At 60.3% G+C, this 18821-nt stretch carries 15 protein-coding genes and 1 pseudogene; 3 read left to right on the forward strand and 13 right to left on the reverse strand.

Annotation, left to right across the window (positions count from 1 at the left end; translation table 11 throughout):
* Positions 1 to 81: 81 nt before the first annotated feature.
* The 10 genes and pseudogenes from GE543_RS27920 to GE543_RS15060 form a co-directional block, all read right to left on the reverse strand.
* Positions 82 to 1164, reverse strand: a pseudogene (locus GE543_RS27920) (cache domain-containing protein); the annotation flags it as partial.
* Between the two features lie 214 nt (positions 1165 to 1378).
* Complete coding sequence (locus GE543_RS15020; RefSeq protein ID WP_153221765.1) at positions 1379 to 1951, reverse strand: sarcosine oxidase subunit gamma; 573 nt, start codon at positions 1949 to 1951, stop codon at positions 1379 to 1381.
* Between the two features lie 3 nt (positions 1952 to 1954).
* Positions 1955 to 4861: a 2Fe-2S iron-sulfur cluster-binding protein gene (locus tag GE543_RS15025; RefSeq protein ID WP_153221766.1), complete on the reverse strand. Its 2907-nt coding sequence runs from the start codon at positions 4859 to 4861 to the stop codon at positions 1955 to 1957.
* A complete protein-coding gene (locus GE543_RS15030; protein WP_003396121.1) occupies positions 4858 to 5163 on the reverse strand; it encodes a sarcosine oxidase subunit delta in 306 nt (101 codons plus the stop codon). Before GE543_RS15030 ends, GE543_RS15025 begins: the two co-directional genes overlap by 4 nt.
* A 13-nt stretch (positions 5164 to 5176) precedes the next feature.
* The gene (locus tag GE543_RS15035) at positions 5177 to 6418 is read right to left on the reverse strand and encodes an FAD-dependent oxidoreductase (protein ID WP_003423862.1); all 1242 of its coding nucleotides are present in this window, start codon (positions 6416 to 6418) and stop codon (positions 5177 to 5179) included.
* A complete protein-coding gene (gene folD, locus GE543_RS15040; RefSeq protein ID WP_153221767.1) occupies positions 6400 to 7302 on the reverse strand; it encodes a bifunctional methylenetetrahydrofolate dehydrogenase/methenyltetrahydrofolate cyclohydrolase FolD in 903 nt (300 codons plus the stop codon). Before folD ends, GE543_RS15035 begins: the two co-directional genes overlap by 19 nt.
* Positions 7299 to 8165: a formyltetrahydrofolate deformylase gene (purU, locus tag GE543_RS15045; protein ID WP_003346974.1), complete on the reverse strand. Its 867-nt coding sequence runs from the start codon at positions 8163 to 8165 to the stop codon at positions 7299 to 7301. Before purU ends, folD begins: the two co-directional genes overlap by 4 nt.
* Before the next feature lie 277 nt (positions 8166 to 8442).
* Positions 8443 to 9171: a DUF4198 domain-containing protein gene (locus GE543_RS15050; protein WP_153221768.1), complete on the reverse strand. Its 729-nt coding sequence runs from the start codon at positions 9169 to 9171 to the stop codon at positions 8443 to 8445.
* A gap of 53 nt (positions 9172 to 9224) precedes the next feature.
* Positions 9225 to 11336, reverse strand: a complete 2112-nt coding sequence (locus GE543_RS15055; protein WP_153221769.1) for a TonB-dependent siderophore receptor — start codon at positions 11334 to 11336, stop codon at positions 9225 to 9227.
* A gap of 184 nt (positions 11337 to 11520) precedes the next feature.
* The gene (locus tag GE543_RS15060) at positions 11521 to 12822 is read right to left on the reverse strand and encodes an Nramp family divalent metal transporter (protein ID WP_100072004.1); all 1302 of its coding nucleotides are present in this window, start codon (positions 12820 to 12822) and stop codon (positions 11521 to 11523) included.
* A 161-nt stretch (positions 12823 to 12983) separates the two neighbouring features.
* On the opposite strand from GE543_RS15060, the gene GE543_RS15065 reads away from it, so the two are divergent.
* Positions 12984 to 13733, forward strand: coding sequence for a carbon-nitrogen hydrolase family protein (locus GE543_RS15065; protein WP_153221770.1), 750 nt, complete (start codon positions 12984 to 12986; stop codon positions 13731 to 13733).
* Positions 13734 to 13739: 6 nt separating this feature from the next.
* Here the strand turns inward: GE543_RS15065 and GE543_RS15070 are convergent, their stop codons facing one another.
* The 3 genes from GE543_RS15070 to GE543_RS15080 all read right to left on the reverse strand — a co-directional run bounded on the left by GE543_RS15070 (position 13740) and on the right by GE543_RS15080 (position 15655).
* The gene (locus tag GE543_RS15070) at positions 13740 to 14993 is read right to left on the reverse strand and encodes an MFS transporter (RefSeq protein WP_004410725.1); all 1254 of its coding nucleotides are present in this window, start codon (positions 14991 to 14993) and stop codon (positions 13740 to 13742) included.
* A 105-nt stretch (positions 14994 to 15098) separates the two neighbouring features.
* Positions 15099 to 15281, reverse strand: coding sequence for a DUF1289 domain-containing protein (locus tag GE543_RS15075; RefSeq protein WP_003315517.1), 183 nt, complete (start codon positions 15279 to 15281; stop codon positions 15099 to 15101).
* A gap of 2 nt (positions 15282 to 15283) precedes the next feature.
* The gene (locus tag GE543_RS15080) at positions 15284 to 15655 is read right to left on the reverse strand and encodes a hypothetical protein (RefSeq protein WP_004410727.1); all 372 of its coding nucleotides are present in this window, start codon (positions 15653 to 15655) and stop codon (positions 15284 to 15286) included.
* Between the two features lie 190 nt (positions 15656 to 15845).
* Between GE543_RS15080 and GE543_RS15085 the strand changes: the two genes are divergently transcribed.
* Together GE543_RS15085 and GE543_RS15090 are read left to right on the forward strand one after the other, a co-directional pair.
* Positions 15846 to 16946 carry an SMP-30/gluconolactonase/LRE family protein gene (locus GE543_RS15085; RefSeq protein ID WP_153221771.1) on the forward strand — a complete coding sequence of 367 codons (1101 nt, stop codon included), beginning with the start codon at positions 15846 to 15848 and terminating at the stop codon, positions 16944 to 16946.
* A 108-nt stretch (positions 16947 to 17054) separates the two neighbouring features.
* Positions 17055 to 17891 carry a DUF1206 domain-containing protein gene (locus GE543_RS15090; protein ID WP_003423890.1) on the forward strand — a complete coding sequence of 279 codons (837 nt, stop codon included), beginning with the start codon at positions 17055 to 17057 and terminating at the stop codon, positions 17889 to 17891.
* Positions 17892 to 18821 lie beyond the last annotated feature (930 nt).

The raw sequence follows: 18821 nt of genomic DNA on the forward strand, positions 1-18821 counted from the left end.
GACACGTGTCGAACTGTGTGAGGCTTCGAGAATCTTCCCGGCCGCCTGGCCGATGTGCTGGATCAGGCTGCGGATCGCGGTCAGGAACTTGTTGAACCAGCCCGCCAGCTGCGCGGTTTCATCCTTGCCGCGCACGGCTAGGTTCTGGGTCAGGTCGCCTTCACCGCCCGCGATGCCTTCCAGACCACTGGAAACACTGTGGATCGGACGCACGATAACGCGGGCGAAACTGGCACCGACAATTGCAAAGACCACCGCCAGCACCACCGCGATGATGCCAATCAACCAGGTCAGGCGTGTGGCCGAGGCCATTACTTCGTCCTGTTTGATCAGGCCTATGAAGTTCCAGCCCAGTTGCTCTGACGGGTACACATTGGCCATGTAACGCTCGCCGTTGAGTGTCACCTCGGCCAGCCCACTGGCGGTTTTCGCCAGCTCGCTGAAGCCGTCGCCCAGTTCTCCCAGTTTCTTGAAGTTGTGTTCGGGCTGTTTCGGATCGACCAGCACGGTGCCGTTCTTTTCCATCAGCATCAGATAGCCGCTGTCGCCCAGTTTGATCTGCTTGACGATGTTGGTCAGTTGCTTGAGCGATACGTCGATATTGACCACGCCGCCAGGGTTGCCCAGTTTGTTGGGAATCGCCCGGATGGTGCTGACCAGTACCGCGTCGTCGTTGGCCCAGTAATAGGCGTCGCTGCGCACAGTCTTGCCGGCATTGGCCATCGCCGTCTTGTACCACGGCCGCACACGCGGGTCGTAGTTACTCATTTTCGGGTCTTCCGGCGTCATGATGTAGCTGCCGTTGATCAGGCCATAAGAGACGTAGGAGTAGGCCGGGTGGGCCTTGGCGATATTGGCGAACAGCTCGGTCGCCTGCCTGTCATTCTCGGACTGCGCGGTAGGCGTTGTGCCCATGTAGCTGCGAAAATCGTCGCTCGCCCCGGCGATCAATGGGTGCGCTGCGATGTAATTGACGTTCTGCGTAATGCCGTCGAAAAACAGTTGCATGGCATTGTCGACCTGGCGAATCTCGCGTGCGCTGCCGTCCACGAAATCACTGGTCGCCTTGTCGCGCAGGTTCACCACCACGATGGCGGCGACGACTAATATGGGCAAGCACGCAATGACTGCGAACGCCCACGTCAATTTCTGTTTGATATTCATTTGAGCTCCGGGATGTCCGTTACTGCCGCAAGTGTTGGGCGCTGCATGGATGCAGTCTGCGACCCGGGGCGATGAGCTGAGGGTCGCTCTTATGGTCTACCAAGAGGTCAACGACTTTTTGCCAGCATTCTTTAGGCGGCTTGGCGGTAACAGACACTTGTTGTCGTTCATGAGCACGAAACGGCCTTTATTCACCGGAGCAATAACCCGTTGTTCATGAGAGGCGTCCCCCAAACTCGGTCATGGCATCCAGCATTGCGTCCTTGAAGTAAGCTAATGAGGCCCGATCGAAGAGGATCTGGAAACAGGGTTCGGCCTGCGCGCCGAGGTTGATGACGATCACATTGATGCGCGCTGCCGAAGTCTGCGCCACCGAACCTGGCGCAAACGCTTCGGGACGCAGATCCACACCACACAGTTTGGCCATCACCTGGGCGATGCACGCGCCACTCAATTGCAGCCAGGCATGGCTGTCTTCGCGAGGCAGCAGGTAGTTGGCGCTGTGGTCCAGCTCCCAGCGAGCTTCTTCATCGGCGATGCGCTGCCCGCCATCCAGCGGGCTGCCCAACAGCAGGTATTCGGTCTGCGAAAGGCGTGCGACATGGCTGCCGTCCGCCTGTGTGACGGCGCGGTTCGGTGCCTCGGGCAGGCTGAAACCGCGTGCCGTGAGGTAGTCAGCGCTTTGCGTGCCGCGAAATCCCACGCGTGGTCGATCGGTCAGGTCTTGCAGCGTGCACAAGGCGCGCGGGTTGGCGCCGACAGGGCTGTTCCGGATAAGGCTGGTCATGGGTCAGAGCTCCTGGCGCTGGTTTTCAGGGTCGAAGAACGGCAGTTTCACGACGGTTGCCTGAACCACCACGCCATCTTCGACGCGGATCGGAATCTGCTGGCCGGGTGTGCTCTGGTCGAACGCGGCATAGGCCATGCCGATGATCATGCCCAGGGTCGAGGAGTACTCGCAGGACGTCACGTTGCCACTGATGTCCGGGCCTTTGAGCACCAGATGCCCCTCAAGCGGCAGCGGGCTGGCCTTGGGCAGGGTGAAGCCAACCAGCTTGCGCTTCTGCGGCTGGGCTTCGAGGATGTCCACCGAGCGGCGGCCGACGAAGAAAGGCTTGCTGCGGCTGACAGCCCAACCCATGTCGATTTCGGCCGGATGGGTCATGCCATCGGTGTCCTGACTGATGATGACGTGGCCTTTTTCCAGACGTAACAGGCGTTGCGTCTCCACGCCGAACGGACGCATGTCAAAGGCCTTGCCAGCCTCGACAAGTGCATCCCAGAGCCTGAGCGCGTGACGAGCGGGGACGTGGATCTCGTAGCCCAGTTCGCCGACGAAGCCGACCCGCAACAGCCGCGCCTTGATGCCGGCAACCGTGCCCAGGCGCACGCCAAGATAAGGGAAACCTGCGGCAGACAGATCAAGGTCGGTACAGACCTGCTCCAGCACCTTGCGCGAATCCGGACCCGCCACGTTGACCGCAGCGATGGCCGCCGTGACGTTGGTGATGTCCACGTTCAGACGCCACTGGGCATTCCACTTGAGCATCTGCTGATAAATGCGATCCACGCCGCTGGTGGTGGCGGTGACGTAGAAATGCTGTTCGGCAAAGCGCGCGCAAACGCCGTCGTCGATGACCACGCCTTGCTCGTTGGTCATCAGCGCATAACGCGAACGTCCCACCGGCTGTTTGAGAAAGGCGAAGGTGTACAGGCGGTTGAGCAGTTCGGCGGCGTCGGGGCCGCGCACATCCAGGCCGCCGAGTGTCGACACGTCGATGATGCCGACCTTGTTGCGCACGTGCAGCGCTTCCTGCTGCATGCAGGCATCGCGTTGCGAGGGGTTGCCGTAGAACGCGGGACGCTGCCAGATCCCGGCCGGCATCATTTTCGCGCCTGCCTGCACATGACGCTGGTGCATGGGCGTCTGCCGATACGGATCGAAGGCACGGCCTGCAACGTGTGCCAGTTTCTCTGCTTCGAAGGGCGGCCGGGCCGTGGTCACGCCGGTTTCACTGATGCTGCGCTGGGTCGAGGCAGCCACCAGTCGTGCCGTCGGCAGTGCCGAGTGGCGACCTTGCGACGGGCCCATGCCTACCGTGGAATAGCGTTTTACCAACTGGATGTCGCGGTAGCCGATGCGCGTGGCATTGACGATATCGCGTACCTGAAGGTCTTCGTCGAAGTCGACAAAATCCTTGCCGTCAGGGTGCGGGAAGATCGGCCAGGCGAAGTTGACCTGCGCTTCACTGCGCAGCGGGGCAGGGCTTTCAGCCGAGGTCAGGCCCAGTGCCGTGACCACGCTGGCGGCGGCATGCGCGGCATCGGCCAGTACATTGTCCAGCGCGTGGTAACCGTTGACCGAGCCCGCGATGCCCAGGTTCTGCGGCAGGCTGCTGATCGCGAATTCGGCCTGTTGATCGTCATAGGCCAGCTTGCCGCCGGCCTGACACAACAACTGGTAGACCGGCATGTAGCCGCCGGACATGCAAAGCAGGTCGCAGTCGACACGCGAACCGCTGTTCGCCACCTGGCCCTGGCCGGTGATCTTGCGCAGCTCGGCGCCGCTGACATGGCGCATGCCTTTCTCATGCAGCGCTTCATAGACCGTTGTGTTCACGTGGCAGACGATGCCGCGCTTCTCCAGCGCAAGCCGCAGCGTGCGGTCCGACGGGCCGCTGCGCATATCGGCAACCGCGACCACGTCGACGCCCTGATCGTGCAAATCCAGTGCGGCGAGGTAACCGTCATCATTGCCGGTCAGCACCACCGCGCGTTTGCCAGGCTTGACGGCGTACAACTTGATCATCCGCTGTACGGCGCTGGTCAGCATGACGCCGGGGAGGTCGTTGTTGCGGAAAATCACCGGCTGATCGAACGAGCCACTGCACACCAGACAGTGCGTGGCGCGCACCTTGTACAAACGCTTGCCCTGAATCACCGGCAGGTAGTTGTCGGTGAACCAGGCATTGCAGGTCGCGTGCTTGAGCACCTGGATATTGTCATGTGCTTCTACCGCAGCGACCAGTTCACGCCGCAGCTGTTCGGCACGCAGGCCTTCGACATCAAAGCGGGCATACGCCAGCGAACCGCCGAGGATCGGCTGCTGTTCGATCAGCAATACCTTGGCGCCGGCATTGGCAGCACTCAGTGCTGCCTGCAAGCCGGCAGGTCCCGCGCCGATCACCGCCAGATCCGTGAACAGGTAGGCCTTGTCGTAGTACTCGGGCTGGAAGGTCAGGTCCAGCACGCCAAGGCCGGCCTTCTTGCGAATGATCGGCTCCCAGACTTTCCACATGCCCTTGGGCTTGTAAAACGAACGGTAGTAGAAACCCACCGGCATGAACTTCGAGAACTTGCCCAGGTACGCGTCCCGGTCGTTGTCCAGTGAGCCGTTGAAGTTCTGCCCGATGGCCTGCAAGCCTTCCTGCAGCGCAACGGTGTCGGCCATTACGTTGGGCTCGTGAGGCAACTGGATCAGGCTGTTTGCGTCCTGTCCGGCCATGGTCAGCGGACCGCGCGGGCGGTGGTACTTGAACGACCGTGAAAGCAGGAAGCGACCGTTGGCCAGCAGGGCACTGGCGATGCTGTCGCCCTGCAGGCCCTGATAGGTTTTGCCATCGAAGCTGAACGTGAGCGGCTGGTTGCGATCGATCAGCAGGCCCATGGGCGCGGGCAGGCGGGCGGGGGTGGTCATCCTGCGATCTCCTTGGAGGCGAGAGGGGCGAAGTCGATACGTGCGGTAAATAGTTCGCGTGGATCGAAGGTGCGGATGATCTCGTCGCTGCCGGTGTGGCGCTCGGCCAGGAACCAGTAGCTGGAGGGATTGTGCATCCACCACTCGCGCACCACGCCCAGCGTGTCCTCACTGTTGAACACGTAATCGGCCCACTCGGCATCGCTGCAGGTCTGCGGGTCGGGCATGTGTTTGAATTCCCCGCCGTAGGTGAACTCGCTGATGTTGCGCGGCCCGTTGAGCGGGCAGGTCATGATTTTCATGTGTCGCTCTCCGTCAGTGGCTGGCCGCTGTTGCGCCCATTTCGTTGACTTGCTGAAAGGTCGAGAAGCGTTCGAGCGCGAACGGCCTGATCAACTCGGGCACCTTGCCGCCGCTGGCCACCAGTTCGGCCATGGTCTTGCCGCAGATCGGCGTGGCCTTGAAGCCCCAGGTGCCCCAGCCCGCATCCAGGTAGTAATTCCTGACCGGGGAAAGGCCCATGATCGGGCTGTAATCCGGGGTCATGTCGGTGATCCCGGCCCATTGGCGCATCAGTTTGGCGTTGGCCAGAAACGGAAACATCTCGATGGCGTGGGCCAGCAGGCTTTCCTTGAGGTCCAGCGTCGAGCGGCTGTTGAACAACGGGTAGGGATCAGAGCCACCGCCAAACACCACTTCGCCACGGCTGGTCTGCTGCACATAGCAGTGCAGGGCGGACGAACTCACCAGCGGGTCGAGGAAGGGTTTGAAAGGTTGAGTGACCATCGCTTGCAGCGGGAAGGTCTGGATCGGCGAGCGAATCCCGGCCTTCTTCATCATCTGCGAACTCATGCCTGCCACCGCCTGCACGGCGCAACCGCACTGGATGGTGCCGCGATTGGTCTTCACCGCCTTAATGGTGCCGTTCTCGATCACCAGTTCCTGCACTTCGGTCAGTTGATGAATCTCCACACCACGCTTGGCCGCCTGCTTGGCGTAGCCCCAGGCGACCGCGTCATGCCGGGCGGTGCCACCGTCTATATGCCACAGGCCTGCCAGCACCGGCAGATGGCCGGGGTCCAGATTGAGGCTCGGCACCAGTTCACGGATCTGCTGGCGGTCGATCATCTCGGTGCGGCCGCCGAAATGCTTGTTGACCTCGGCGCGCTGGCGGAACGACCGGACCGTGGCGTCGGTATGCGCAAGGGTCAGTTGGCCGCGCTCGGAGTACATGATGTTGAAGTCGAACTCGTTGGACAGGCCCTGAAACATCTTCACCGACTCGGCATAGAACTTCACGCCTTCGCTGGTCAGGTAATTGGAGCGGATCACCGCCGTGTTGCGCGCTGTATTGCCGCCGCCCAGGTAACCTTTTTCCAGCACGGCAATATTGGTGATGCCGTGGTATTTCGACAGGTAGTAGGCGGTGGCCAGGCCATGCCCGCCGCCGCCGATGATCACCACGTCGTAGGAGGACTTCAGTTCCTTCGGCGCAGGCAGATCTACCTCGACCGGGTACTCCGAACTGAGCCCGTATTTCAACAGGTTGAAAGGCATACGGCCTCCGATTGGCTGCGTTGCGCGTGGGCCTGCTGACGGGCAGCAGTCACGGTGTTTTTCATCAGAAAGGCGATAGTCATCGGGCCGACTCCGCCGGGAACGGGCGTGATGGCAGCAGCGACTTCGGTGGCGCTGGCGAAATCGACATCGCCCACCAGGCGGCTGCGGCCATGGTCCTCGATGCGGTTGATGCCGACGTCGATCACCACCGCGCCACGCTTGAGCCAGCTGGCATCGATCAGACGCGGGCGGCCAACCGCCGCCACGACGATGTCGGCCAACTGACACAAGGCCCTGGCGTCGTGACTGCGCGAATGCACCACCGTCACCGAGCAATGCGCTTGCAGCAGCAGAGCGGCCATGGGTTTGCCGACGATGTTGGAACGCCCGATCACCACCGCATGCTTGCCGCTCAGATCGCCGCAGGTTTCTTCGAGCAAGTGCAGGCAGCCGCTGGGCGTGCAGGGCGTCAGTACGTTGCGCCCCTGGCTAAGCCCACCGACGTTTTCACTGTGAAAGCCGTCTACGTCCTTGCCCGGATCGATAGCCTGCAGGACGCGGGTTTCTTCTAGGTGAGCGGGCAAGGGCAGTTGCAGGAGAATGCCGTGTACCGTGTTGTCGGCGTTCAGCTCGGCAATCAGCGCCAGTAAGCGGGCCTGGCTGCTGTCGGCCGGCAGGCGGTGTTCCAGCGAGCGAATGCCGGCTTCCTCGGCGCGCAGGATCTTGTTGCGTACGTAGACCTCACTGGCCGCGTCGTTACCGACCAGGATTACGGCCAGCGCCGGTTCGATGCCTTCGGCCTTCAAGGTGTTCACGTCGTGTCTGACCTGCTGCAGAACGCGAGCGGCGGCGGCCTTGCCGTCGATGATGTGTGCGCTCATCGGAACACCACCGTTCGATCCGTGTTGAGAAACACGCGGTGCTCCAGGTGGTATTTGACTGCCCGCGACAGCGCGATGGTTTCGTTATTGCGTCCCGCCGCGACCAGGTCGGCAGGCAGGTAGACGTGATCGACGCGCTGCACTTCCTGCTCGATGATCGGACCTTCGTCCAGGTCGCTGGTGACGTAATGCGCGGTGGCACCGATCAGCTTCACACCGCGCTCGTAAGCCTGGTGGTAGGGCTTGGCGCCTTTGAAACCCGGCAGAAACGAGTGGTGGATATTGATCGCCCGGCCCGCCAGTTGCTGGCACAGGTCGTCGGAGAGAATCTGCATGTAGCGCGCCAGCACCACCAGCTCGGTCCCGGTTTCATCGACCACCTTCATCAGCGCGGCTTCCTGCGCGGCCTTGGTTTCCCTGGTCACGGGCAGATAGATGAAGCGAATACCCTCACGTTCGGCCATCGGTCGCAAATCCAGGTGATTGGAGACGATGGCGGTGATGGTCATGTCCATTTCGCCCTTGTGGTAGCGGTACAGCAGGTCGGTCAGGCAGTGATCGAACTTGCTGACCATCAGCAGCACACGCATCGGCCGGCGCGTGTCATGCAGCTCCCATTGCATGGCAAAGTCGTTGGCCACCGCGTCGAAGCCGGCTTTCAACTGCTGGATGTCGCCCTCATGACCATCGTTGAAACGAAACACTGCACGCATGAAAAAAGTGCCGCTGTACTCATCGTCAAACTGGGCCATTTCACCGATGTAGCAGCTGTTGCCAGCCAGGTAGGAGGTCACCGCCGCGACAATGCCGGAGGTCGCCGGGCAGCTGATCTTCAGGATGAAATGGTTCTTCTCGTGTTGCATGGCGTGTCCTCTGAAGGGTGGCGGCAGTTCGGCGCAGGGCGAAAAAGGTCAAATGCAGAGGTGTTTCGTCGATGAATAAAATTCTCTACAGGAATTTAATATTCTTGAATGCTGTTTTATAGGCGAAAGGAAATCCAGCGTCCAGAGCTTTCTGGAAACTTTGTTTACTAAAGGGAATATTTCGGGTGGAGAGGTTTGGAGGAGGGCAGCTCAGGTTCACGCACTTATAGACAGAAAACGCCTGCGGCAGGCGTTTTCCGGAAGCAGGAAGGGGGGGCTACTCGTGATGCGCCTCACCGACAAACGTCAGCGAGGTAAACAAGCCGCGTTCGGCGATGTCGGCGTTGTCCTTGACCGGCAGCGTGACCTCGGCCGCGATGATATTCAGCCCCTCATTACGCACGATGACGCTGGCCAGACCTTGTGCATCGGTTTCGGCGCTGACGACGTCCGGTGCACTGCGGTAATCGCCGATCAGCTTGATACCGGCGGCGGGTTTGCCGTCGATCAGTACGCGAACCGGCAGTGGTTTGCCTGCGCCGACTTTCAACGGGTCGGTCTGCGGCACGATCACGAAATTCAACTTGTTGAACGCTGGCAGGTGCGCGCCTTCGGCGTAAATGGCCACGCTGTATTTGAAGGTGTGGATGGAGTCGGTGCCATTGGGCACTTTGCTGCGTCCCTCATTGATCCATTTCTTTTCGGCGTCGCGCGTCCACATGCCGTTATCCAGCGCAACGCTCATGACCGCAGGCGGCTTGAGCGGCACCAGACGCGCGTGGTCTTCAAGACGTTGTACCGTCACCGGGATCATTTTGCCCTGCAGGTCGTAGGCCCACGCACCGCTGACTTTCTGTGCCTTGAAGGCATTGTCTTCCGCGCCATGACCGTAGACCACTTCGATATTGCCGCGACGCTGTTCGGTCCACAGACCGTGCGCATTGACGTGACTGGCGAACAAAGCGCCGAGCAGGCCCAGGGCCAGGAAAGGTTTGCTTGAAAGCATGATGCGTCCTTGTTGTTGTGAACGGAGTGTATTGATCCGGGTTGCCATGGGCGTCAGAGGCTGAGGGTCAGGCTGACCGTAACGTTGCGCGGTTCGCCAGGCGCGACCCAGTAATTGCTGTAGGAGCGCTCGTAGTATTTTTCATCGAAAATGTTGTTCAGGTTCAGACCTACTGTGACGTTGTCGCTGGCTTTGTAATGCGCCAGCAGGTCTACGGTCTGGTAGGCCGGCAGCTCGAAGTCAGCGCCTGACTGCCCCGAGCGGTCGCCCACGTAGGTGTACGCCGCGCCCACGTCCGAGCCGCGCAACGCGCCTTCCTGAAACTCATAGACGCCCAGCAGGCTGCCGCTGCGTTTGGCGACACCGAGGATGCGACTGCCGGTGGGGATGTTCTGATCGCCCTTGGTCACTTCGGCGTCAATGTAGGCGAACGCACCGATGACCCGAATGGCTTCGCTGACCTGCCCGGTAAACTGCAGGTCGAAACCCTGGCTGCGAGCTTTGCCCACCGCGCGATTGGTGTCGGTGCCCGGATCCAGCGCGAGAACGTTTTCCTTTTCGATATGAAAGGCGGCGAGGGTGGTGCTCAGGCGATCGTCGAACAGTTCGCTCTTGATCCCGACTTCGTAGCCGACGCCTTGTTCCGGGTCGAAGGTTTTGCCGACGGCATCCAGGCCATTGTTGGGCTTGAACGAGGTGGAGGCGTTGGCGAACAGGCCGACCTGCGGTGTGAGTTGATAAAGCAGCCCGGCGCGCTGAGTGAAAGCGTCCTGGCGCTGTCCGGAGGTGGCGTTGGTGGTGAAGTCATCGACCTGCTGATCGAAGTGCTCGTAGCGAGCCCCGATCATGCCGCGCAGCTTGTCGGTAAAGACAAGCTGGTCCTGCAGGTTCAGCGCGCGGCTTTCGACATGCTCGTAGAAATCAGTACCGGAGCGTGCGCCGGCGGGTTTCGGCTGGCCATAGACCGGGTTGTAGATGTCGATGGCGTAGGGGCTGCCGGCGATGGTCGTGACGCGTTCGTTCTTGCGATAGTTCTCGTACTCGGTGCCGATCAGCACCTCGTGCTCGACGCCCAGGCCACCGAAACGGCCGCGTAACTCCAACTGGGTGATGCTGTCATGCCAGTTGTTGTCGCGCTCCCGGTAACGGCGATTGACAGTGTGCCCGTCGGCGTTCAGCGGGCGCGCCTCGCTGGCGAAACCCGACATCTCGCCCTGTTTGTAATGGCTGGCCAGACGCAGTGACCAGACATCGTTGAGCTGGTGGTCCAGGGCGAACTGGACCATGTTGTTGTCGTTATCGATGTCATCGTCCGGCTCGCCGAGGAAGGTCGAGCGCGACACGCCACTCCACTTGTTGTTGGGGGCGACCACACCTCGATCGAACGTCGATGTGTGGCGCACGAACTCGGTTTCCACCAGCAGACGGGTGTCAGGGTTCAATTGCCAGCTGAAGGACGGGGCGACAAACACCCGTTTGCTCTCTACATGGTCACGAAAGCTGTTGTTGTCTTCTACCGCCAGATTGACCCGCGAAAGCAGAGTGCCTTCTTCATCCAGCGGCGTGTTGACGTCCAGCGCGGTGCGATAGCGATCCCAACTGCCTGCGCTGGTCTGCAAGGTGGTAAAGGCGTCACGCTGGGGTTTCTTGGTGACGATGTTGACCGTGCCGCCCGGATCGCCACGCCCGTACAGGCTGGCGGCGGGGCCTTTCAGCACTTCGATGCGCTCGATATTTGCGGCATCCGGCGTTGCAGGGTAGCCGCGGTTGGCGCTGAAGCCGTCCTTGTAAAACTCGGAAGTGGTAAAGCCGCGGATGCTGTACTCGTAAAGCGTCAGCCCGCCGAAGTTATTCTGCTTCGACACGCCGCCGGCAAAATCCAGCGCGCGCTCGACATTGTTGCTGCCAAGGTCCTTGAGCACTGAAGCAGGTACTACGCTGATCGACTGCGGGATATCCGCGATGGCGGTGTCTGTCTTGGTGGCCGTGGCCGAGCGGGTGGCGCGGTAGCCCTGGGCCGGGCTGGTCGCCGTCTCGTACTGATAGTCGGAAGTGACATTGACGCTTTCCAGTTCAATGGTCTGCGGGCCTTCCTCCGCGTATCCCGTATTGCCCAAAACTCCGATTGCCAAGCCTGCCAGAGACGCGATTCTACGAGACGACATGTGAGACTTCCTGATAATAATAGATACAATATAACATCTCCTTTGAGAATTATTGTTGTTTGTTCAAGGGAGATGTAACCGTTGCGTCTATCAGCAGGCATTCTGGCGTTGAGGCTCGGGATTCAGGTGAGATCGGGGAGCACGCGCGAGGTCCATTTCCGTTGAGGAAATGGACCTTGATCACTTACGCCAGCAACTCTGTCCCGAGTTGAAACGCCACCCACAACGCCAGTCCGGTGGCGAAGGTCAGCGCGATGTTTTCGAACCAGTTGTTGCGGTATTCCTTGCTCAGCAGTGACTTCTGATTGGACATGATCAGCAGCCCCAGCGAGATGACAGGCAACCCGATGATATTCAGCGCATTGACGCCCAGCGTCAGGGTCACGAAGTCCGGCATGCCGGGCAGCGACCAGATCAGCGGGGTGACCAGAATGAACAGCATGAACCAGCGGTGCATCGGATCGTTGTGGAACACTTTGCCGTAGCGTTCGCGGCGCTTGGGCTGGATGTGCTGGAAGGCATCGGTGATCAGCATCGGAAAGGCTGTGGTCTTGCCGGAAATACTGGCGAACAGCGTGGCGAACACGCCGATGAAGAAGATGTACCAGCCCAGCGGGCCGAAGAAGATCTCCAGCGCCTTGCCCAGGTCCGCCAGGGTGTTGACCTGAATACCGTTGGGCCGCAGGATTTCGACGCCCACCACCCAGATGGCCAGGTTGATGATGATGCCGACGATCACCGCGAACAGCAGATCGTTGCGCTGGATGCGCTTGTGCTCTGGGCCGGTCCAGCCTTTTTCACGCATCACGTAAGGGTGGACGAAGTTGGCGATCGACCCCGCCACGGCGCCGATCACCGAGACCGCCACCAGCAGCGCGCCGTGTACGCCTTCATCAGGCGGAATACTGAAGCCGATGGTGCCCTTGATGATGCCGGTGACATCGGGCCCGGACATGATCGCCAGGGTCAGAAACGCCAGGGTCATGATGGCCAGCAGCACCTTCATCACGCCTTCGATCATTGCGTAGATATTGCGCCCCACCAACAGCCACACGGCAATCACCACTGCGACGGAGCAGAGCAGTGGCTGGTCGATGTGCAGCAGCATGGCAAGCGCCTCGCCAGCACCCTTGATCATGTAGGCGTTGATCAAATGTCCCATGAGCAATGCGTAGCCAAGCATGAACCAGGCGAATAGCGGGTGCAGTTGCGCGTAACCCTGGAGGATGGTCATGCCCTGGTTATTGCAGAGCTGGAAGCGGGCGATGATGTTGACGATCAGGAACCTGAGCAACAGCGAAATCGCCAGTACCCACATCATGGCGTAGCCATAACTGGCGCCTGCAACCGATGAGGTGATCAGATCGCCCGCGCCCAGCCAGGACAGCACGGCAATGATGCCGGGCCCCAATAATTTTGCAAATTTCTTGAGACGAGGTTCGGCTACTGGCGTGGCCGTTTCTTTCAGAGACGGGGTTTGCGGCATGCGGTGAATCTCCGTTTTTTATTGTAATGAGATGTCAGTCACTGCCAGACAAGATAAGACGTCATACAACATGGGTCGTTGGTAAAAATGTAACTATGTGTGAACCAGATGCGGCGCGGGCTAAGCTTGCGTCTGCCAATCTCGTTTTCCCTGGAGAGCCAATGATGTTTCCAATACTCGCCGCTGCCCAATTCTGCTCTGCGCGGGGAGATATCGAACACAATCTCTCCGGGCATTCGGCGTTCATGCAACAGGCATCTGAGTTGGGCGCCAGTTACTTGCTGTTTCCCGAGTTGTCACTGACAGGCTACGAGCCGGATCTGGCTCGCGAACTCGCCTTGCTTGCCGACGATGCACGTTTGGCGCCGCTCGCGGCACTTGCTGTGAAATTGCAATTGACGACCACCGTTGGCGTGCCACTCAGGGGGCCGAGCGACAGTGTCCTGATCGGCGCATTGACCTTCACCGCCGGGGGCGATGTCATCGCCTATGCCAAGCAACACCTGCACCCCGGCGAAGACGTCGTGTTCAGTGCCGGCAGCGAGGACTGCTATCTGCCAGTTGATCAGCAGCGGATCGGTCTGTGCGTGTGTGCAGACTTCGCCCACGCCGAGCACGCGCAACGCATGGCGCAAGGCGGATCCTGGGTGTACGCAGCCAGTGTGCTGATCTCGCCGGGAGGCTATGAATACGATGCCGGACTGCTTTCGGGGCATGCCCGCCGCCACTCGCTGCCGGTGTTGATGGCCAATCATGGCGGGCCGACTGGCGGCTGGCAGTCGGCGGGGCGCAGTGGTCTGTGGGACGAGGCAGGGCGTTGGGTTGGCGGGATGGAGGGTGAAGGAGGTGGTCTGGTAGTCGCGACTCGCCAGCGCGAGGGCTGGCGGGTCAGAGCAGTTACAGTGGGCTAAGACGTTTCACGCGCCTACTGCATTGTCCGGTTTGAGCCCGGTTTCGTTATGCGAGCGCGAAAGGGTCTCTGGCACAGCCAGCCACAACAGACAGAACGCTACCGCTGCTACACCGGCGAGGGTCAGAAATGCCGCGCTGTAACCTGCTGCATGCACGACAAAACCCGCCAGGCTGTTGCTCAGCGCTGCACCCAGTCCGAACAGCGTGGACAGCGCACCCAGACTCACGTTGAAACGCCCGCTGCCTTGAGTGAGGTCCTTGACCATCAATGGGAACAGGGCACCGAATAGGCCAGCGCCGATGCCGTCGAGCATCTGCACCGCCACCAGCCAATAGGGATCATCGGAAAGGGTGTACAGCACACCGCGAATCGGCAAGAACAGAAAGCCGGCCAGCAGCAGCGGCTTGCGCCCCCAGACATCCGCTTTCATGCCTACCAGCAGCGCGGCAGGCACCATCACCAGTTGGGCCGCGACGATGCACGCCGAGGTCAGCGGTGTGGCCATCTGCATGTTGATCTGTGACAGCTTCTGACTCACCAGCGGCAGCATTGCCGCATTGGCCAGATGGAACAGCGCGCAGCAGATACCGAACATCAGCAGCGGTTTATTGCTCAACAGCGCAGAAAGGCCTGACGGTTGATGACCACTGACGTCGTGGCTGGCGTCGAAACCCCGAGCCACGTCGTGATCGATGGCATCTGCGGAAACGAAGCTGACCGCGACAATGCTCGCCAGCGCCATGGCCGCCATCAGGTAAAACACCGCGATAGGGCCGAATAGATAGGCGAAGCCGCCAGCCAGAAGGGCTGCGCAGGCATTACCTGCGTGATTGAACGTTTCGTTGCGCCCGGTACGGCGGGTAAACGCTTTGGGCCCGGTGATGCCCAGCGAAATGGCCGCGATGGCCGGTGCAAATACCGAGGCCGCAATGCTGCTCAACGCCTGGGTCAGGGCGACCACGGAAAAAGACGAAGTAAAGGGCAGAATCAGGCAACTCAGCGTCACCAACAAGGCCGCCACGCCGATCATGGCGCGCTTGTAGGGCGTGCGGTCGATCAGCGCCCCGGCAGGTGTCTGGGTCAGCAGCCCGGCAATGCCGGCAATGGTCATCACCACGCCGATGCTGGCCGGGTCCCATTTGTGCACCGCCAGTAGATAGATCGCCAGATACGGTCCCAGGCCATCGCGCACATCGGCAAGGAAGAAATTCAGACTGTCCAGTGAAAGGGTGTTGCGGCGATCTGCATGACTGACCAAGAGTGAAGTTCCTGTAATTCGTCCGACTCCAGGCAACCGAGTCACGGGTAATACTGACCCGGGCCGTTTTAAAGAAGTTTCCGCACCCAAGATGAAATTTAGGCTTCAAATGCTCTTTTTCTGCAGGCTTTTCAGTCGCTGGGTCGCGCGTTGCACGGCTGCCATCTTTTCAGGCCGTTTCATACGCTTCCACTTGCGAATATCGTCCTTGGTACGCCCGCAGCTCACGCACAGATCGCCGCTGAGCTGGCACACGGAAATGCACGGGTTTTCGATGTCCTTGGCCATGCTCAACCTCGTCTGGCGTATTTGCGTTTGATGCGCTGCTGCCAGTCGCCCGCGTTCTCGCGCAGGCACTGCTCTTCGCAGTCGACATGCACATGCGCCGCTGCATTCGACAGGCTGACCTGAGCATCGTCAAGTGCCTCTACCGTGAGACCGATCATGCGCTTGTCCAACCCGCGCTGCAGCGCAGCGTTCTTGTCAGCCAGCGTATCAAACACCCACACCACCTGCAGGCTGGCCGGGAATGCTGCGTAATCGACTTCATGAGTCAGCCAGCAGAAACCCGGCATCTCGGCCTTGGCGGTCTCGCAGGCGTTCGTCAGTGCGCTCACCAGACGCCGATCTGTGTGGGCCTGTTCGCGTTTGCTGGATGGCATGGGGGGCCTTGGGTCGTTGAAAAGGAGTGGCGCAAGATACCTTATCGCGAGTGTGTGTCGAAGCATGGGAGACGGTATATCTGCAGGCGAAGTCTGATCGCACACGGCCATTATTCAAGCCATCCAGCGGTATCTTGTAGGATGACGTGCGGCCGCAAGGCGGGCGCTTTTCCTATAATAAAGATAATGGATGCTCATCATGGAATTCTCATCGTCAGGCAATACACCCGATCACAGCCGCAGGGGCTTTCTCAAGCAGTCACTGGCCGTTTCCGCAACCGTTGCCGCCATCGGCGCATTGCCGCGTCTTTCCAGCGCTCAGCCGCTGACCCAACGCTACCCCGACCCTTTGGTCCGTGTGCTGGATGACAGCTTTACCGACATACGAATATTCAATGCCAGCGTCGAGAAGCTGGCCAGCGGCATGCGCTGGGCCGAAGGGCCGGTGTGGATCGGTGACGGGCGCTACTTGCTGGTCAGCGATATCGCCAATAATCGCATCATGCGCTGGGACGAGGTGACGGGTGAGCTGTCGGTGTACCGCGAGCACTCGAACTTTTCCAATGGCATGTGTCGCGACCGTCAGGGCAGGCTGCTGGTTTGTGAGGGCTCCAGCACGACCAATGAGGGGCGGCGGGTAACGCGTACCGAGTACAACGGGCGGATCACCGTGCTGGCCGACAGCTTCGAGGGCAAACCTTTCAATTCGCCCAACGACATCGCCTGCAAACGTGATGGGTCTATCTGGTTCACCGATCCCACCTTCCAGGCCGAAAGCAACTACGAAGGTCAAAAGGTCAAGCAGGAGCAACCTTTCGGCGTCTATCGCATAGACCCCTCGAACGGCAAGGTCTCCAGAGTGATCGATGATCTGGCAGGTCCGAACGGCCTGTGCTTTTCGCCGGACGAGAAAACCTTGTATGTGGTCGAAGGGCGGGCCAAACCCAATGGCCTTATCTGGGCTATAGCGGTCAAGGAAGATGGCACGCTGGGCGAGCGGCGCAAGCTTGTCGAAGGCCTGGACTACGCGGCGATAGACGGCATCAAGTGCGACGAGAGCGGCAATCTGTGGTGCGGCTGGGGCGGTAACGGTGATCCCAAAGCGGATATGGAGAAACTCGACGGCGTGCGAGTGTTCAACCCTCAAGGCAAGGCCATCGGCCACATCAGCCTGCCCGAACGCTGCGCCAATATCTGCTTCGGCGGGCGAGAGGGCAATCGGCTGTTCATGGCCAGCAGCCATTCGCTTTATTCGGTGTTCGTGAACGCGCGCGGTGCTACGTTTGCCTGACGGCGCGTGACCCGATGACGGCGCATGACACGACGCGTCGTCAATCGGGTCGAACCCCTCGGGCCGTGCCCGGTCTGTTCCTGTAATTACTTTCAGGGATAGTTATTTATGTCGGCGCAACGCGGCCTTGTTCTACTTGCACGAGGCGGTTATGCCGCCCGTGGTGTTGTTTATCTGATTATCGGTCTGTTCGCGGTACTGGCGGCGCAGGGCTCCTCGCAGCCGGCCGACAGCCACAGCAGTCTTGAAGCGCTGTTGAGCCAGCCTTTCGGCGGTGTTCTGGTCGGGGTGGTGATCGTCGGCCTGCTGGCGTTCGCGGCATGGCGTGTCTTGCAGGCTACCCGGGACGTTGACCACCATGGCCGCGAATTCAAGGGGCTGGTGATTCGCGGCGGCCTTTTGGTGGGCGGCTTTACGTACGGCGCACTGGCGTTCTTTGCCCTGGGCCTGCTGGTCAGTGGGCTGAAGAGCTCCGGCGGCTCATCGGACGGCGGGCAGGCCAAGGACCTGCTGGCAGCCATTTTGTCCTGGGATCATTCCAATCTGCTGGTCTATGTGGTCGCCCTGGTGCCCCTGGGGCTGGGCATTGTGCACATAATCAAGGGCTACAAGGCGTCCTTCGAGAAGTATTTCGAGGCCGACGAAGACGTCATGAAATACGTGCGTCCTGTCTCGCGCTTCGGCCTGATCGCCCGCGGCGTGGCGTTCATCGAAATCGCCGTGTTACTGGCGGTCAGCGGTTCCAGTTATCAGGCCATGCACCCGCCTGGCATGAAAGATGCGCTCAACGGTTTGCAGGATCTGCCCGCAGGCGGCCTGGTATTGCTGATCGTGGCACTTGGGCTGATTGCGTTTTCGGTGTACAGCTTCGCCCAGGCGGCCTGGCGCCGGATCAATATGGACGTGCCTGATGCGCCGGAGGCTGTGGCGCGTCATTTCCGCTGATCGCCCGTATTCTGGCAGAGGGCTGCGTGACGTCTCAGGTCAGGCAGTCCTTTAGTGGCGCCTGCCAGTAAAAATAATGTGATCTACGTCTCAAGTCGCCCTTGGCGCGGCCGACATTCTCTTTAGTGTTGCGATCATTTTCCGGACTGACGTTCTCCACGCGGGCCCGGATCAGATTCAGCGCAATAAAAATAAAAGAGGATAGCCATGACCATTCTTCAGCGAGTGATCGGTGGATTTGCTGTGCTGGTGGTACTGCTGCTCGCCATGGCAGGTATCAGCTATCAAAGCACCCATTCCATAAGTGATCGGATCAGCGTTATTACAGGGCAGTCCGCACCGTTGAGCAGGGCGGCGAGCGAGCTTTACGTGCATGTGCTGCGCGCCAACCAGGCATTGCTCGGGATTCTGGTCAGTACTGATCCCAAACAGATCGACGATGGCAAACAGCCCTTCAACGACAGCATGACCCGGTTCAATCAGCTGCTTGATAGCACGCCTGCCTATATTGGCGATCGTGCCGAACTGCGCGACAACCTGAACCAGCAACGCCAACTGAGTGCTGCTTATGCCGAGCAGGCGCAGACCCTGATCGCCAGCCACCGCCAGCACGTTCTGCAGGCACTTCAGAGTCGAGTGTTACAGGGCTACAGCAGCAGTCAGGGCGCGCAACTGACCGGTTATCTTCGTGACTATATTGCCCGCGAGCGCAACGCCGGCTCCGCCGAGACGGTGGCAGCGGGGGAAAAGCTGCTACTGGAGGTCGGCAAATCCTACGACGGTCTGGCTGCCCATGCCGCCACACCGAATATTCAGACCTTGCAGCGCGTGCTCAACCTGCAGGATGAGGTGATCAGCACCCGCACACGGGAGCTCATCGCAGCCGACCCGCGTGCTGGCCGGATTGCCGGCGTGATGGTCAACCGCCTG

It is taken from the genome of Pseudomonas sp. SZ57, from assembly GCF_009495975.1.
In the GTDB taxonomy this organism is placed as follows: Bacteria; Pseudomonadota; Gammaproteobacteria; order Pseudomonadales; family Pseudomonadaceae; genus Aquipseudomonas; species Aquipseudomonas syringae.